Origin of the sequence: Pseudidiomarina tainanensis, assembly GCF_004214835.1 — a bacterium.
Taxonomy (GTDB): Bacteria; Pseudomonadota; Gammaproteobacteria; order Enterobacterales; family Alteromonadaceae; genus Pseudidiomarina; species Pseudidiomarina tainanensis.
Map to the genome: position 1 here is coordinate 272,894 of NZ_PIQJ01000001.1, position 15,922 is coordinate 288,815.

The 15,922-nt window shown below is 48.6% G+C and carries 18 protein-coding genes; 8 read left to right on the top strand and 10 right to left on the bottom strand.

The annotated features are described in order from the left end of the window. Nucleotides 1-133 precede the first annotated feature (133 nt). Together rpmB and rpmG are read left to right on the top strand one after the other, a co-directional pair. Entirely contained in the window at nt 134-370 is a 237-nt protein-coding gene (rpmB, locus tag CWI82_RS01395) for a 50S ribosomal protein L28 (RefSeq protein WP_092857738.1), read from the top strand. Nucleotides 371-381: 11 nt separating this feature from the next. Further along, complete coding sequence (gene rpmG / locus CWI82_RS01400) at nt 382-537, top strand: 50S ribosomal protein L33 (protein ID WP_130202427.1); 156 nt, start codon at nt 382-384, stop codon at nt 535-537. 62 nt (nt 538-599) lie between these two features. Here the strand turns inward: rpmG and CWI82_RS01405 are convergent, their stop codons facing one another. After that, entirely contained in the window at nt 600-1,259 is a 660-nt protein-coding gene (locus CWI82_RS01405) for a 2OG-Fe(II) oxygenase (protein WP_199286238.1), read from the bottom strand. Nucleotides 1,260-1,349: 90 nt separating this feature from the next. Here CWI82_RS01405 and mutM point away from each other — a divergent pair, with 90 nt between their 5' ends. After that, on the top strand, nt 1,350-2,165 hold the full coding sequence (mutM, locus tag CWI82_RS01410; protein WP_130202428.1) for a bifunctional DNA-formamidopyrimidine glycosylase/DNA-(apurinic or apyrimidinic site) lyase: 816 nt from the start codon (nt 1,350-1,352) through the stop codon (nt 2,163-2,165). Here mutM and bioH read toward each other — a convergent pair. Then, nucleotides 2,162-2,959, bottom strand: a complete 798-nt coding sequence (bioH, locus tag CWI82_RS01415; protein ID WP_130202429.1) for a pimeloyl-ACP methyl ester esterase BioH — start codon at nt 2,957-2,959, stop codon at nt 2,162-2,164. The two genes, mutM and bioH, sit on opposite strands and share 4 nt — an antisense overlap. A gap of 34 nt (nt 2,960-2,993) precedes the next feature. Between bioH and CWI82_RS01420 the strand changes: the two genes are divergently transcribed. After that, nucleotides 2,994-3,665, top strand: coding sequence for a ComF family protein (locus CWI82_RS01420; protein ID WP_092857730.1), 672 nt, complete (start codon nt 2,994-2,996; stop codon nt 3,663-3,665). Here CWI82_RS01420 and CWI82_RS01425 read toward each other — a convergent pair. Then, nucleotides 3,662-6,286, bottom strand: a complete 2,625-nt coding sequence (locus tag CWI82_RS01425; RefSeq protein WP_092857728.1) for a M14 family zinc carboxypeptidase — start codon at nt 6,284-6,286, stop codon at nt 3,662-3,664. The genes CWI82_RS01420 and CWI82_RS01425 overlap by 4 nt on opposite strands. Nucleotides 6,287-6,437: 151 nt before the next feature. On the opposite strand from CWI82_RS01425, the gene nfuA reads away from it, so the two are divergent. Beyond that, on the top strand, nt 6,438-7,016 hold the full coding sequence (nfuA, locus tag CWI82_RS01430; RefSeq protein WP_092857726.1) for a Fe-S biogenesis protein NfuA: 579 nt from the start codon (nt 6,438-6,440) through the stop codon (nt 7,014-7,016). A gap of 100 nt (nt 7,017-7,116) precedes the next feature. Beyond that, entirely contained in the window at nt 7,117-8,517 is a 1,401-nt protein-coding gene (locus CWI82_RS01435) for a DUF4397 domain-containing protein (RefSeq protein ID WP_130202430.1), read from the top strand. Here the strand turns inward: CWI82_RS01435 and CWI82_RS01440 are convergent. Next, on the bottom strand, nt 8,483-9,847 hold the full coding sequence (locus tag CWI82_RS01440; protein WP_130202431.1) for an MATE family efflux transporter: 1,365 nt from the start codon (nt 9,845-9,847) through the stop codon (nt 8,483-8,485). The genes CWI82_RS01435 and CWI82_RS01440 overlap by 35 nt on opposite strands. Here CWI82_RS01440 and CWI82_RS01445 point away from each other — a divergent pair. After that, entirely contained in the window at nt 9,834-10,883 is a 1,050-nt protein-coding gene (locus tag CWI82_RS01445) for a polysaccharide deacetylase family protein (RefSeq protein ID WP_130202432.1), read from the top strand. The two genes, CWI82_RS01440 and CWI82_RS01445, sit on opposite strands and share 14 nt — an antisense overlap. Here the strand turns inward: CWI82_RS01445 and CWI82_RS01450 are convergent. The 5 genes from CWI82_RS01450 to CWI82_RS01470 are packed head-to-tail and all read right to left on the bottom strand — an operon-like array spanning nt 10,880 to nt 14,741. Continuing rightward, complete coding sequence (locus tag CWI82_RS01450) at nt 10,880-11,503, bottom strand: SCO family protein (protein ID WP_130202433.1); 624 nt, start codon at nt 11,501-11,503, stop codon at nt 10,880-10,882. The genes CWI82_RS01445 and CWI82_RS01450 overlap by 4 nt on opposite strands. Before the next feature lie 26 nt (nt 11,504-11,529). Continuing rightward, nucleotides 11,530-12,462, bottom strand: a complete 933-nt coding sequence (gene cyoE / locus CWI82_RS01455; protein WP_130202434.1) for a heme o synthase — start codon at nt 12,460-12,462, stop codon at nt 11,530-11,532. A 17-nt stretch (nt 12,463-12,479) separates the two neighbouring features. Then, complete coding sequence (locus tag CWI82_RS01460) at nt 12,480-13,454, bottom strand: COX15/CtaA family protein (RefSeq protein ID WP_130202435.1); 975 nt, start codon at nt 13,452-13,454, stop codon at nt 12,480-12,482. Between the two features lie 4 nt (nt 13,455-13,458). Beyond that, nucleotides 13,459-14,001 carry a hypothetical protein gene (locus tag CWI82_RS01465; RefSeq protein ID WP_092857714.1) on the bottom strand — a complete coding sequence of 181 codons (543 nt, stop codon included), beginning with the start codon at nt 13,999-14,001 and terminating at the stop codon, nt 13,459-13,461. 2 nt (nt 14,002-14,003) lie between these two features. Next, nucleotides 14,004-14,741, bottom strand: a complete 738-nt coding sequence (locus tag CWI82_RS01470; RefSeq protein ID WP_130202436.1) for an SURF1 family protein — start codon at nt 14,739-14,741, stop codon at nt 14,004-14,006. Nucleotides 14,742-14,779: 38 nt separating this feature from the next. Between CWI82_RS01470 and CWI82_RS01475 the strand changes: the two genes are divergently transcribed. Continuing rightward, nucleotides 14,780-14,995 carry a DUF2909 domain-containing protein gene (locus CWI82_RS01475; protein ID WP_130202437.1) on the top strand — a complete coding sequence of 72 codons (216 nt, stop codon included), beginning with the start codon at nt 14,780-14,782 and terminating at the stop codon, nt 14,993-14,995. Between the two features lie 44 nt (nt 14,996-15,039). On the opposite strand, the gene CWI82_RS01480 is transcribed toward CWI82_RS01475, so the two are convergent. Then, a complete protein-coding gene (locus CWI82_RS01480) occupies nt 15,040-15,921 on the bottom strand; it encodes a cytochrome c oxidase subunit 3 (protein ID WP_092857709.1) in 882 nt (293 codons plus the stop codon). Nucleotide 15,922: the final 1 nt, after the last annotated feature.

Consider the following 15,922-nt stretch of genomic DNA (forward strand, 5'->3'; position numbering starts at 1 on the left):
TCAGAAAGATCAAAAAATATCAGCGATCACTTGATTGCCGGGCCGATTTGCTGTATAAAATGCGCCCTCGGATTCAAGGCAAGGCCGCGATGGGCGACAGGCGAGCTTGAAGCAATTTTGGAGTAAATAAACGATGTCACAAGTATGTCAAGTTACAGGAAAGCGTCCGGTTACCGGTAATAACCGTTCTCACGCGCGCAATGCGACCAAGCGTCGTTTCCTGCCGAACCTGCAATCTCACCGCTTCTGGGTAGAATCAGAAAAGCGTTGGGTTAAGTTGCGTATCTCTACTAAAGGTATGCGTATTGTTGATAAAAATGGTATCGACGCGGTGCTCGCAGATTTGCGCGCTCGTGGCGAGAAAGTGTAAGGAGCTAAACCATGCGTGATAAGATCCGTCTAGTTTCTTCTGCCGGTACTGGTTACTTCTACACTACCGACAAGAACAAGCGCAACATGCCAGAAAAAATGGAAATCAAAAAATACGATCCAGTGGTTCGTAAACACGTGCTTTTCAAAGAAGCTAAAATTAAGTAAGCTTCTTCTGAGCACAAAAAACCCAGCCTGGCTGGGTTTTTTTGTGTCTGAAATTCGTGTTTCTAACGCGTGGGGTCAATCACCCCGTTGATACTTGTATTATGCCGATACCATCCAGTAATACTGAAGCGGTCGCGATTGCCAGCCAATACCTCGTGCACAAACACGTCACTTAAGAAGACGACTAACTTACCGGCTTCGGGCAAAATAGTTTCAAGCACCTCCCCACGCTCACCATACATGACCAACTGACCACCGTCGGCTTCCTGCCATTCTGGATTGAGATAAAACACGGTCGTGAGAATGCGATTGCTGCGCCCTTTAAAGGCATCAAGATGTTTGCGATAAAATGCGCCGGGTGGATAATGCGCCAAATGGCATTCATAGTCGAACAAGCCCATAAACAATTCGCGGTTCACTTGTACACGCAAGTCATCCATCATGGTTAAGTAGGCGCTTTCGAGTTGAAAGTCGCGCTGTAGCCAACGAATTTTATCTTGGCGAACGGCAGTATTGGTGGTGTATTGATCCGCGCGCCCAATCCCAGCTTGTTGCCAGTCGGTTGGTTGTAACGATTGCGCATACTCAAACAAACGCTGACAATAGGGGGCTTCTAAAAAGTTTGGCACCACCACATAACCACGCTCGGCAAGTTGGTCAAAATCAATTGCAGAGGTACGAAATGCGTTGGGGTCAAGTTGTCTAGGAGCCGATAGTGTCAATGCCGTGAAACTCCGATGAAATTGAGACAAGTAAGCGTTGCGCGAATATAATGTAGCCGCTAAATAAACACAAGCCACTGTGGATAGAGTATGCCTGAATTACCTGAAGTTGAAGTGAGTCGACGTGGTGTTGCACCGCACCTTGAAAATCAACAAATTAACCACGTTATTGTACGCGATCATCGGTTACGTTGGCCGGTGTCGCCGGAAATCGAGCAGCTCGACGGCGCGTTGATTACTCAGGTAGAACGTCGCGCTAAGTATCTTATCTTGCATACCTCAAAAGGCTACGTGATTGTTCATTTAGGCATGTCTGGAGCGTTACGTGTGGTTCCTGCTGCGACGCCGCCAGTGAAACACGACCATGTTGATTTGGTGCTATCTACGGGCTTGTGTTTACGGTTCAATGACCCGCGTCGTTTTGGTTGCTGGCTCTTTTCTAAAGAGCATCCAAGCTTAGCCCATCCGCTATTACGCGAGCTTGGCCCCGAGCCCCTCACGGAAGCGTTTGACGTGGATTACTTATTTGCCGAATCGCGCGGCCGCCAACAGTCCATCAAAACCTTTATCATGGATAATCATGTGGTGGTGGGCGTTGGCAATATCTACGCTAACGAATCCTTATTTAAAGCTGGGATTCATCCGAAACGCGCCGCTGGGAAAGTCAGTAAGCAGCGCTATGAAAAGTTAGTGCCCATCATCAAAGCAACGCTAGCTAAAGCGATTGAACAGGGTGGCACCACCTTACAGGATTTCACCCAAGTCGACGGTCAACCGGGCTATTTCAAACAAGAATTGATGGTGTATGGGCGCGGCGGCAAATTGTGCATTAACTGCTCGGGTCGGTTGAAAGAAATCCGGCTTGGACAGCGCAGCACGGTGTACTGCCCAAGCTGTCAGCGCTAGGGCATATGCTGCTGTAAAAACGGCACTAACCGATTGATAAAACCTTCTGGATCGCTAATAAACGGTGCGTGACTGCATTTGGGTGCAACGTAGCATTCGCTCTGCGGTAACCACGTACTGACGCGCTCAGCAACCGCTTTCGGTACCAGTGCATCAAGCTTGCCGTACATGCGTAGGCAGGGCACTTGTAATTCCGGCAATCGCTTGCGTAAATCAACGCTGGCCAACATGTCTAAACCGGCATCTAACACCTCGACCGACGCCATGGGCTTCGCAAACAGCCATTCTTTGATTTGTTTCACGTCTTCTCGCGCATGAGGTGAACCGAGTGATTGCAACGCTAAAAAGCGCTCGACGGTACGTTTGAAGTCCTTGCTAAGTTGCTTGGCGAAGGTATTTAAAATATGTGGCTCAATGCCAGGCCAGTCACCCTCTGTCGCGTTGCTTTCAGCTGGAAAAAAGGGCGAGGACGCAACCGTGGTCAAACTATAAAAGCGTTCGGGATAACGCAGTGCGAGTTCTGTGGCGACCAGGCCACCAAGCGACCAGCCGATGAGATGACAGCGCTCCGGTAGTGCTGCGAGCGTTAACTCACATAAATTCTCGAAAGTTAACGGCATATCGGTTGGCCAAGGCGATTCGCCATAACCAGGCAAATCGAGACGATGAAGCTGGCCAACCTGCGCTAATGGTGTCACAACGGGCGTCCAAATATTGGCATTTAAGCCCCAGCCATGGAGTACAACAATATCCGTCCCTGTGCCCCTGACGGCACGCCAAACTGAAGCTACCATTTTACATTCTCTATCACTGCGAAAGGATGCGTCTATGTTAGGGTATTGCTGGTTGTGTGATCAATCATTACGTATTGCTGAAACAAGTGGGCTGTGCCACGTTTGTCTACATGATTTACCACGGTTACCGCCTTCTTGTTTGCGTTGGCGTTGCCAGCGTCCGGAACTTGCTTTAGGCCGGTATTGGTTTGCCGCCTTTCGTTGGCAACCGGATATTCAACACCTCGTTCACCGCTTCAAATTTCAACGTTGCCCGGAGTTAGCCGGCATTCTCGCACCATTTTTGGCCGCACAAGTGCAGCACTGCTATCGGGAAAAGCCAGATGCTTGGCCAGATATGTTAGTTGCCATGCCAATGACTTATAAACGCTGGTGTCAACGCGGCTATAACCAAGCCGGTTTACTCACTCATCAAGTAGCAGCACTCGTTCAACTGCCGGTTGCGACGGGATTATTACGTCGCATTCGCGATGACGATGGCGCGCAGCATCATGCTGGCGCAGGACAACGCTGGCAAAATATGCATCGAAGTATGCACTGCAGTCGTGATGTGAGCGGATTAAAACTGGCAATTATTGATGATGTTTTGACCACCGGCGCATCAATGTCTGCCGCAGCGGATGCATTGACACGACGCGGGGCCAAAGTGGTTGATGGGTGGGCGTTAGCGTATGCTGAACCACATCAACCGAGGGAGAACACTTAGTGCGCGTGAGCGGCTTCGGCTGCTTCTGCAGCCGCCGCTTCCGCATTTTCTTCGTCACTCAAGGTAGGTCGAACCTCAGGCGCCAAGAAAATTGCATTACTGAGCAATTTCGCACTGCCGTAGAAGAAGGCACGGAAGTTCATGTCATCGGCAAACGCGATAACCCGACCTGAGCCTTTACGGTGTGCAACAATCGCTGCTTTATCAGCTAACACGTCACGGTTTGGTTTTGCCGTGAAGCCGGCCAATAGAGGCTCTTTTTCACTGTATTTGGCGACCGTGACAAATGGTTGCTCTGGTACCAACATTGCGTTGGTGCTGTCTTTAAACACTGGCAATGCTGCGCGCGGATAACCGAACGCTAATGGATGCGTGGTGTCGAGCTGTACTTCGAAAATGGCACCAGCAAGACGACGTTGACCATAAAAGTCATCCATATCGCCATAGCTTAAATCTTCTTGTTTGAAAGCGTCGCGGAACGTTTTATCGTCGACAAATTTCGCACCAAGAATATCGTGCTCGCTTAGCCATTTGGCACCACCTTGTTGACCGATAATCACACCGCCGTTATTTACCCAGCTGCGTAATTTGTCTGCACTGTGCTTGTTCAAATTCGAGTAGCGCCCGTCGACCATAATGATATGGGTATAACGGCTCAAGTCTGAGCGGTTTAAGCGGTCGGTATCCACCATCGAAACTGGGATGCCAACGTGGCGGTCCAAGTAGTACCAAGCCTCACCAGCCTCATACATGTTGGCATCGGTACCAACAATCATCATCACGTTTACTGGCTTCAGCGGTGATAAATTGCGACTACCGAGATCCATACCGCGCGGAGTTAAGCCTGAAGTAATCGCGTGAACTTTCACTTGATTATCAGTAGCAATCTCAGCCAATTTAGCTTGTACATCTGCCCAATCGTGCTCTTGATAAGCGCGGGTCACAACCACAGTGCCTGGAGTAAAGGTGTAATCGCCGTCAGTCGTTTTTGCGGTAAATTCTTGGTTTGCTTGACGCACATGCACGCCAGCTTGCAACAGGCGGTTTAAGGTGCGTGGCGAGAAGTAGTTGTGCCATTCAAACGCATAAGCGTAGGCGTTTTGTGCCAGTTCAACGGCTTGTGGTGCAGGCTTCTGCCATGGCGTATCGGCGGTTTTAATGCTCCAGCCATCAAACTTATCAAAGTTGACGTTGAACGCATGTGGGAAGGTCCACGCCGATACATCATAGAAAGTGTTATCTTTAAAGCTTTGCTGATCCATAAAGATAGCGCGAATGAGTACGTACTGCTCTTGCGCTAATGGCACATAATAGCTCTGGTTGGCTGCGTACGTTTTACCGTCAATCTTGATGGTGTCGGTTAGCGCATAAGCTTTAATGCCGTGTTGCGACAGCACGTTCAACATTTCATTCACGCGTGCCGGATCACTTGAGTCACCAATCAGGTAACCCTTAAAGCCAGCTTTGTCGGCTGCTGCCATGGCATCATCGTAGAAGCGTTGTTGATAATCGTTGAACCAACGTTTGTTGGCGTGAGCACCATACATGCTGGTTAACGAGGTCGTGAATTGGTTTTGAATGGTGAATGGGAATTCCAATACACCGTTAATCGAGTCTTGCGCATGACCGCGGCTTGATGCTTGCTCGAATAAAATACCAATCGCGCCCTGTACGTCTGGGTAGGTTGACCCTTTGCCCACATAGAAATCGTCAAAAGCCTCTTCGGTGAAGTATAAACGGCCTTGCTCATCTAACGCGGCTGCGTGACCTTCGGCTAATGTTTGCGTCAGCTTCACGTTTTCATCTGGCGTATTTGGGTTTTTACGCGATGGAATGCCTGGCTGGAAGAAAAACGTGCTGTCGGTACCCATTTCGTGGAAATCAGTTAAGACATTTGGCTTCCATTTCTGGAAGTTGGCGATGCGCGCACGCGACTCTGGGTGTTGTAGCAGCAACCAATCGCGGTTGAGGTCGAACCAATAATGGTTCACACGACCGCGTGGCATAGGTTGCACGTGTTCACGATGTTGCGTGTCGGTAACTAGGTTTTGACTCTTATGCTGGTTTGCCCATTGTGCAAAGCGCGCTAAACCGTCCGGGTTGTAGCTTGGATCGAGCAAAATAATCGTGTCTTTCAGTACACGCTCAATCTTTTCACCTTGCGCTGCGGCTAAGTAGTACGCATATAACAACGCTGAATTACTACCACTTGGCTCGTCACCGTGAATGCTGTAGCCCATGTACAATACTAAAGGTGCATTGTCTGGATCACCTTTGCGTTTCGGATCAGAAAGTGCAATGTGCGCGTCACGTAACGCATCAATATTCTGATGGTTCTCTGGCGTGGTGACAGTAACCAACACTAATGGACGGCGCTCATGGGTATAGCCGGTAATTTCAAACGAGAAGCGGTCTGATTTTTCTGACAGCACTTCCATGTAACGCACGAGTTGTTCTGGACGCACATGCCATTCACCCACTTCATACCCCAGTACTTCTTTTGGAGTTGGAATGGACGGGTCATAGCTAACGTCCTTCGGTAAGTAATCATTTAAGGTGGTCGCTAAAGCTGTTGCCGAAGCGAATAGCCAAAATAGCGTGATTGAGATAATACGAGCCATAAGATTTTCCTACGTTGCATCGCGAAAATGAATCTCCCGAAACTAGCAAAATCTATGCTGGTTCCCAAGTTGATTACTATGCAATGCGCGAAATTTGCGATAAGATATACCTTACTAAATTACTCAGGTATAGCAGTGAGGTGGTAAACCCATGATTCGTATTACTGAAAGTGCACAAGCACATTTTCGCAAGTTACTTGCCGATCAGCCGGATAACACTAATATCCGTGTGTTCGTGGTGAACCCGGGTACCCCGTCAGCTGAGTGCGGCGTTTCATATTGTCCTCCAGACTCGGTCGAGCCTGATGATGAGTTGTTGCCGTTCAGTGGCTTTGACGCTGTGGTTGACTCAGGCAGTGCGCCATTCTTAGTCGATGCTGTGATTGATTTTGAAGAACAAGATCTCGGTTCGCAGTTAACTCTGAAAGCACCTAACGCGAAAGCCAAAAAGGTTTCTGACGATGCGCCATTAATTGAGCGTGTTGAATATGTGATTCAAGCAGAAATTAACCCGCAATTAGCTAACCACGGTGGTAAAGTTGCCGTCAATCAGATCACTGCCGACGGTATTGCCGTATTGCAATTTGGCGGTGGTTGTAATGGTTGTAGTATGGTTGACGTGACCTTGAAAGAAGGCATTGAGAAAGAACTTGTACAGCGCTTCCCAGGTGAGCTGAACGGTGTTCGAGACGTTACAGAACACGAGCATGGCGAACATTCGTACTATTAATGTTGTGTAAAAATTAATCTTGTATAAGTTTTGAGAGTGATCCCATTCTGAATCTTTCTTCGTAGTGTGATTTGCCTATACACACAATGAGGATTAAAACATGAATGGGATCACAAAACTTGGTCTCGCGCTGTCAGCAGCAGTTTTAGTTGCTGCTTGCGGTAGTAGCGATAACGACACCCCCGATAATATCGTAACACCACCGCCGCCGCCACCGGCATCGACGTTTGTGCGTGTTCATCACTCGGTAGCTGACGCACCAGATGTCAACGTTCTTGTTGATGGTACGGCAGCCCTTGAAGGCGTACCGTTTGGTGCTTCATCAGGCGTACTTGAGCTTGAAGAAGGTTCGTACAGCATTCAAGTCGATGGCATTTTACCTGACGAAAGCGTCGCAACAGTGATTGGCCCAGCTGATCTTGAGTTTGCTGGCGATAATCGTTACGAAATTTTTGCGGTTGGTAGCGTCGCCGATGAAACCATCGCACCTTTAGTGATTGAAAATCCAGTATCGGACATTCCAGATGGTAGCTTCCGTGTGCAAGTTGTTCATGCGGCACCTAACGCACCAGCTGTTGATGTGTACTTAACAGCCGTTGATGCTGATTTAAGTGCCGAGCAACCAGCTGCAACACTAGAATTCACTGACTACTCAGCACAACTTGATGTGCCAGCTGGTGAATACCAAGTACGTATTACTGCAGCGGGTGATGCCAGTGCTGTCGTGTACGACAGTGGTGCTTTAGACCTAGCCGCAGGTGCTGACTTAGTTGTTGCGGCGGTAACGAATACCGGTACCGGTGACTCTCCTGTGATGCTTCAAGTAGCTGATGGCGAAAGTGCACAAATTCTTGCGTCTGCTGATGCTGGCGGTGAATTACGTATTGTTCACGCTAGCGCTGATGCGCCAGCAGTGGATATCACTGTCAACAATGCAGCGACACCCGCTGTAGCTGATTTGGCATTCTTAGAATTCACCGATTTTATTAATCTACCGGCAGATACGTACTTAGTTGATGTTGCCGCTGCTGGTGGTACGCCAGTGGTGATTGACGATGCAGAGCTAGCCTTAGCAGCAAGTCAACGCGTGAGCGTATATGCAGTCGGTGCTTTAGGTGATTCTTCATTAACGCTTGCCGTTGTTGAAGACAATGCACGGCGTATTGCGACTGCGGCGCAAGTGCAGTTAGTACATGCATCACCAAGTGCTGGTAACGTTGATATTTATGTGACTGGAACTGCTGACTTGACCGATGCAACACCAGTATTTACCGATGTGCCGTTCAATGCAGCAAGCTTAGTGTCAACTGGCTACGTGTCACTGACTCCTGGGACTTATTTTGTGACAGTCACTGCAACAGGAACGCAAACAGCAGCAATCGGCCCAGTAGAACTGACCTTAGACGGTAATGGTGTCTACACAGCTGTAGCGGTTGATGCGACTGGCGGTGGCTTACCACCACAGCTTATTTTGATGGATGATCTTGCACCAGCAATGTAAGCCCTTTGTAGCGAAGGTAAAGCCACTGGCTGGCACCACGCGCTAATAGAAATAAACTCAATGCCAACCATAGACCATGGTTGGCATTGTTTTCGTTTAGCCACCATTGACTGCTGAGCCAGACCGGCACAAATACGCCTAGAACACTTATCGCCATGGTATTGCGCATCGCTTTGGTAAGCCCTAAGCCGATATAGACACCGTCAAAATAATAACTCCAATGACCGAAAAGCGGCATGAGAATTAACCAAGGGAGATATCGTTCAGCAACGTGAATGACCTCGTCAAGGTCGGTCAACAAACCAATGATTTGAGTACCGGCAAGGCCGAAAACGATACAATAAGCAACAGCGAAAACACCTGACCAAAACAGCGTCAACCGCATCCAGTAGCGTATTTTGCTCACATCGCGCCGACCGCGCGCCGCTCCTAACAACGCTTCGACTGCATAGGCAATGCCATCAAGCCCGAGCGAAATGAGCATTAGAAACTGCATCAGCACAGCATTGGCGGCAACCACCACCGCGCCAAATCGTGCAGCATAACCGGTCATGACTGCCATGCACAGTTGCAGTAATAACGAGCGAATAAACACATCGCGGTTCATGGCGGCAAATTGTTTAAAGTACGCAGGAGTGATTCGCCAATAGCTGGGTTTAGGCAGTAAATCGCGGATGAACCATAAGCCGAGCGCTGCGGTCGAAACTTCGGCAAGTACCGACGCCCATGCTGCACCTTGCACGTTCATTTCAAGGCCGATGATAAGCACCACATCAGCAATGACATTCACGGCGTTGGTAAAAATAACGAGCGTCATTGCGAGGCGGCTTTGTTGCCGGCCAAGCAGGGCTCCGAGCACCAGTAAATTGATGAGTGCGGCCGGCGCCGCCCATAAACGAATACTGATATATTGCGTGGCATAATGTTGCAGCTCGGGCTCTGGTACTATCACCAGCCAAGCAAGCTCAATTAACCAAGGGCGCGCAATTAAAAGCATGACACCAAGCAGCATGGCAATGGTGACGCCGTGAACGATAACGCGCTGCGCGAGGCGCTGATTTTCTGCACCAAAGGCATGAGCGATCTCAGCTGTGGTGGTCATCCGTAAGAAGATAGCGAGAAGATAAATAAAGCTGACGACCATCGCCCCTAAAGCGACAGCGCTGAGGTAAATGGTGTCGGGTAAATGACCGATGATCGCGGTATCGACTAAACCCAATAAAGGCGCTGCGATATTTGATATGATCATGGGCAAAGCAATGGCAAAAATAGCGCGATGATCGGCGCTTTTGCCTAACCAAGATGGGAGTTTTTGAATGCGTTTTATCATGGTTTTATTAGCGCTTCTAAGTGGCGTCGCTTGGGCGGCGCCCAGTAGCGTCGCAATCTTACAATATCATCATATCGGTGATGATACACCGCGGGTGACCTCGGTAACAGCCGAAGAGCTAGAAGCTCACTTTGCCTGGTTGAAAGATAATAATTTTACAGTGTTGTCGTTGGCGGAAATTCAACGGCGCTTCGACAGCGGCGAGCCCGTGCCAGAATATACTGCCGCGATAACCATCGACGATGGCTGGCGTAACGTGTATCGCGAAGGGCTCGAAGTGTTTAAGAAATATGAGTATCCGTTTACGATTTTCGTGAATCCCAAACTAATGCGCGAAGCGTCGTCGCAATACATGAGTTGGGAGCAGTTGCGCGAGTTACAAAAGTACGGTGCACACATTGCTAACCATTCAAATAGTCATTGGCATATGACGTGGCGTTATGAAAATGAAAGTGAGGAGGTTTGGCGCGAACGGGTGCTAGCCGACGTGCTAGACGCACAAGAGGAAATTGATAAACACTTGGGTGAGCAGCCACGGCACTTAGCGTATCCTTATGGGGAATACGATGTGGCATTAGAAACGATGTTAGCCGAACATGGTTTTATTGCCTTTGGACAACACTCAGGGCCGTGGACGCCGTACAGTCCGAAAACCGCAATACCACGCTTTCCGGCATCAGCCCAATATGCAAATTTAGAAACACTCGCCACGAAACTTAAAAGCTTGGGTTTACCTTTGGTTGCAGCAGAGCCAAAAGAAATGCTGGTGTCATCAGATAATCTAACGCCGTCATTTCGTGTCGAGATCGCGTCGACTGATGATTTTAATCTAAATCAGATGAACTGTTTTGCCGGTAGCGATGTGCTGCAACCGCGGTGGGACGGCAACACCTTTCATGTGCAGTTAAGAAAAGAGTTACCTATAGGGCGCTCGCGGGTAAATTGTACGGTGCCAAGTGTGTCTGAAAAAGGGCGCTTTTATTGGTACTCGCACCCTTTTATACGTGCTGATCAGCGCGGCCGTTGGCCCGATTAATTATAGCCTGATGCAATGATGGCGAAGTCGGTGACCATGGTTTTCATGTTCACCGTTGGTACTTCGCCCATCACATGTTCAGCTTTGAAGATAGCTTGGCGTTCGCCGTCAGGGTTTACCAAAACGATCGCAGCGCTGTGATTCACCAAGTAATCAGTCTCACCTTGTTCTGGAATGGAATACATCAACCCTAAGCCATTCACGAACGGATAAAGTTCTTTATGCTCAGCGCGAACACCGACAAATTCTTCGCCAAAAAACGAAGCATAGTCAGTCACTCGTTTGACCGTATCGCGTTGTGGATCAACTGAAATCATCCATACTCGCACCGGTTCATCCGCTTGTTTCGTTAGTTCTGGTAACGCTTGGCGTAAATCTGCCATGGTGGTTGGGCAAATATCTGGGCAGAACGTATAACCGGTGAATAATAATGTCCATTGGCCTTTCAAGTCATCGTTGGTCACGTCACTACCCAACGAACTTTCTAAAGTAAACGGTGCAAGTGCACGCGCTGGCTCGTAGACCAACGCTTGCGGCTGAGGTTTCGGTAGGGTGTTATAAATAACCACACCGGCAACAAGTGCGATAAGTGCAACCACGCTAATGAGTAATTTTTGCATCCGTTTACTCCAACTTTTTCGCTCGCCTAAAGTGCTGGCGTAACCAAATAATGATCAGCTAATAATAGAATGAATAAGCCGAACAATTGCCAAATCGAAAATTTAAACATATTAAATGCGGTTAATTTACCGGGTGAGAATTTCAGCTTCCACGCGTAGACCAAGAACCAAATACTGAGAACGGTTGAACCAACCAAATAAATCACGCCCGACATACCGATGATATAAGGCAGCAAACACACAACACCCAGCAGGATGGTGTAGAGCAAAATACAGGTTTTGGTGAATTCAATGCCGTGAGTTACCGGTAGCATTGGAATATCTGCCTTGGCATAATCCTTGGCGCGATGTACCGCAAGTGCCCAGAAGTGCGGTGGTGTCCAAGTGAATACAATCATCACCAGCAAAATCGCAAATGGATGAATTTCGTTCGTGACAGCAGTCCAGCCCAATAGCGGTGGCGCGGCACCGGCTAACCCACCGATAACAATATTTTGCGGTGTCGCGCGCTTCAAATACATGGTGTAAACAATGGCGTAGCCGACCAAACTAGCAAGCGTCAGCCATGCGGTGAGCATATTGACCCAAATCGCTAACACGGCAAAACCAAGTGCACCCAAAACTGCCGCAAAAGTGAGCACTCGACGTGGTGAGAGCGCACCTGAAGGTAGCGGACGGCGCAGCGTTCGTGCCATTCGCGCGTCAATATGACGGTCAACTAAATGATTCACTGCGGCTGCGGAGCCTGACATAAAACCGATGCCAATGAGGCCTGGCACCATGATTTGCCAAGGCACCCAAGTTGGTGTCGCTAAACACATGCCCACAAGAGCGGTAAGTAACAATAGCAACACCACATTCGGTTTGGTCAGGGTTAAGTAATCACGCCAACTGGCATGCTTTTTATAAGTTTGGGCAAGCGCTTCATCGGCGCTGGCTAATTGTACTTGTTCTGTCATCTGTTTTACCCCGCCGCTCATGCGTTGCGAGCGATCTTATAATTTAAGCCGACTAAACTTAGCAGCAGTAATGCCCCAACGGCATTATGCGCAACAGCCACTTTCAAAGGTAACATAAATATCACGTTGCTGAAGCCCAGGGCGAGCTGAACGACTAACGCGACCGCAACCCAATTTAAGCTGCGACGAATCACCTGAGTTTGCGTGCGACGATAGCCAAACCACAATAATAAACCCACCACGATGGTGGTAAAATATGCCCCAAAGCGATGCATCACGTGCATGGTCATACGTTCGGCGTAATCATGTGCCCCGTATTGGTAGGTGTCAGCTGGCGGCACAGAAAACGCGCCCGCAAAATCTAGCCGTTCGCCCCAATTCCCTTCGCAAAACGGTAACTGGGTACAAGCCATGGCCGCATAGTTAGCGGCAACCCAACCACCAAGAGCGATTTGCCCGAACACGACAAGTAGCGCAAAGAATGCAAATCCGCGTAACGATCGCATCTTGGAATCGCCGAGCGGCATATGCACACGCTCTAGTCGTAAGTTCAGTAAGTACAGCAGCGAAATGGTGGTAAAGCCACCCAACAGATGCCCCATCACAATCAAGGGCTGTAAATTCATGGTGACAGTCCACATACCTAAAGCGGCCTGAAAGGTTACTAAACCAAGCAGAAACAAAGGTAAACCGACCGGTTGCGCTGGGTCATGACGGCGGCGAACGAGCGCTGTGATAGCAATAGCAAGAATAACTAAACCGAGTGTACCTGCCGCATAGCGATGAATCATTTCATTCCAAGCTTTGTGAGACTCAAGCGGCGCATGTGGAAAGAGCTCAACAGCCTTTTCAGCATCTTTCGGTACGGTTAATTCACCGTAACAGCCGGGCCAGTCTGGGCAACCTAAACCTGCGTCGGTCAAGCGTGTATAAGCGCCCAAAACAATCACTACAAATGCTAATAGAACACTGATTTTAACAAATGTACGCATGGTCCTAACCTACCTTGGAGAGTTTTAACAAGGTGCGAAGATCAGCTAGTAAGTTCTTCGCCTCTGCACGCATGGCTTCTTCTTCTGCATAGGTTGGGTAGTGCAACACCACGTTTCCTAGCGGGTCGATAATAAATAAATGATGGGCTGGGACTTGGCTTACAGCCAATTCGAGTGCGCTATTTTCCACATGTTTCACTAACGGGACTCGATTTAAATCCAGTGCAGTTCCCGCGGAGGTGATAAGAATGGGGTTCACACGATCGGTCTCTTTACCGAGTGCGACGTCTAGCTGATTCATGGCATATAAGCCTTGCATACAGGCATCAGAACACTGCCCGTCGTCGACTAAAGCAACCCGCCATCCTTCCGGTAGCGCAGCATTCAGTTCGCGCAATTCAATTGGCGGTACCAGCATGGTGCCCTTATTCGTAACGGCGCCCTGGTACCAATGTTGGTCGAGTACTAATTTCGCACCAATGACTGGAATCAAAAATGCGAGGGCGACACCGATAAGGGTTGCTCGCGATCGTTTTACGTTGGTCATTGTCATTCCTCTGTTGTTATTTTTTTGGAACGGCTGGCAAACCAAAACACTAGTAAACATGCCAGCGCTAATGAAAACCACTGTAGGGCATAGGCGCGATGTTTCTCAGGTGTCATGACTTGCGGTTGCCATTGGCGTGGCCACCCATATTCAGCAGTTTCAGAGAGTAGCACCACATATGGCTGAATGGGAAGCTGCGTGGCGTCACTAATCGCTTCGGCATCCAACTGGGTGACGCGCATTGGCCAGCGTTCCGCCTCAATAAAGGTATCGCCAGCCCCCCAAACGTCGCTCAATTGAGGTTGATAAAAAAATCCAGTAATGGTGATTTCACCTTGCGGAAGGTCTAATTGCGGTAACTGTTGACGATCGCGCCCCCAAGGCACCCAGCCCATATTAACCATCACAAAACTATTCTGATTCTCGGCAAATTTCGCCTCAAGCAAACCAATCACTTGATAGCCGGCTTGTCCGTTTAAAATTTGATTATCGAGTAGCAAATGATTGTTTAAAAATGTTCCTGTTACCGAAATTTTTGCGTAACGATTGAGGGAGCTGAGTGGCTGTTTGGCGGTGTTAAGATTAATTGAAGTGGTTTGCCGTGCTTTGTAGTCGGCAAAAAGTTGCTCTTTTTCTGTGGCTCGCTCGAGTTGCCAGAATCCAAGCTTGACCAAAATCGCAATTGCCAGCACAGTGAGCACTATCGCAACGAGTTTACTTTTACGTAATTTATTACGCATAGTAAGCCCTGCCAGAAACTTTTTGATAGGAAACTGTGATGGTCATTACTGCAAAAATCATATTGGTACTACTCATGTTATTTATGGTCGTTAATTTGTTTCGCGCTCTATTTGCGATGTTGCGTAACGACCCGACCAAGCCATCAATGACAAAATACTTAGGTCAGCGCGTGCTGTTTTCAGCAATTGCGATTGTGTTGATCGTGGTACTACTGGCATCCGGTGTGTTGGTGCCAAATCCGCGGCCGTACTGACGTGGTGAGCCAGTACGGCGTTAGTTACTCCAGTGATGTTAACGTTATAAAACGTACACAAATATAAATAGACACACCCAAACGACGTCAACAAAGTGCCAATACCAGCTGGTTGCTTGGAAGGCGAAGTGATTGTCTGGCGTGAAGTGTCCTTTGATAACGCGCAAGAACATGATGATCAACATCAAGGTACCTAAGGTTACATGCATACCGTGGAAGCCGGTGAGCATGTAGAAGGTGTTCCCGTAAATACCGGAGTCGAGTGTTAACCCAAGTTCTTCATAAGCATGCACATATTCGGCGCCTTGCAAGTACAAGAAGATACAACCCAAAATAATGGTGATACCTAAGAACAACGTCAGTTGCTTACGATTATTCTTCTCTAACCCAACATGCGCAAAATGACAGGTCACACTCGAAACGATTAAGATGATCGTGTTGTAGAGTGGTAAACCCATCCAACCCATCGCACCCGATTCGGTGCCGCCTGGCGTTTGCGTTAAGGGCCAATGTGCTTCAAATGCCGGCCACAATACTTCATTGGTCATCGCATTATTGCTGGCGCCACCAAGCCATTCGACGGCAATCACGCGAGCATAAAACAAAGCGCCAAAGAATGCGGCGAAGAACATAATTTCTGAGAAAATAAACCAACTCATACCTTGGCGGTAAGAGTGGCCAAGCTGATTGCTATATAAGCCCGACATTGATTCATTGATTTGGTCGCGGAACCAACCAAATAACATCACAATGAGTACGGCAATGCCGCCAAATAGAACATTTGCGCCCCAGCCGTCGGTTACTTCATTTTTCATATCAATAACGGTGTGACCCGCACCAAAAGCGATGAGCCCTAAACCTACGGCCCCAACAATGGGCCAAGGACTTGACGCTGGTACGTAATATTTTTCATGTTGTTGTGCCATA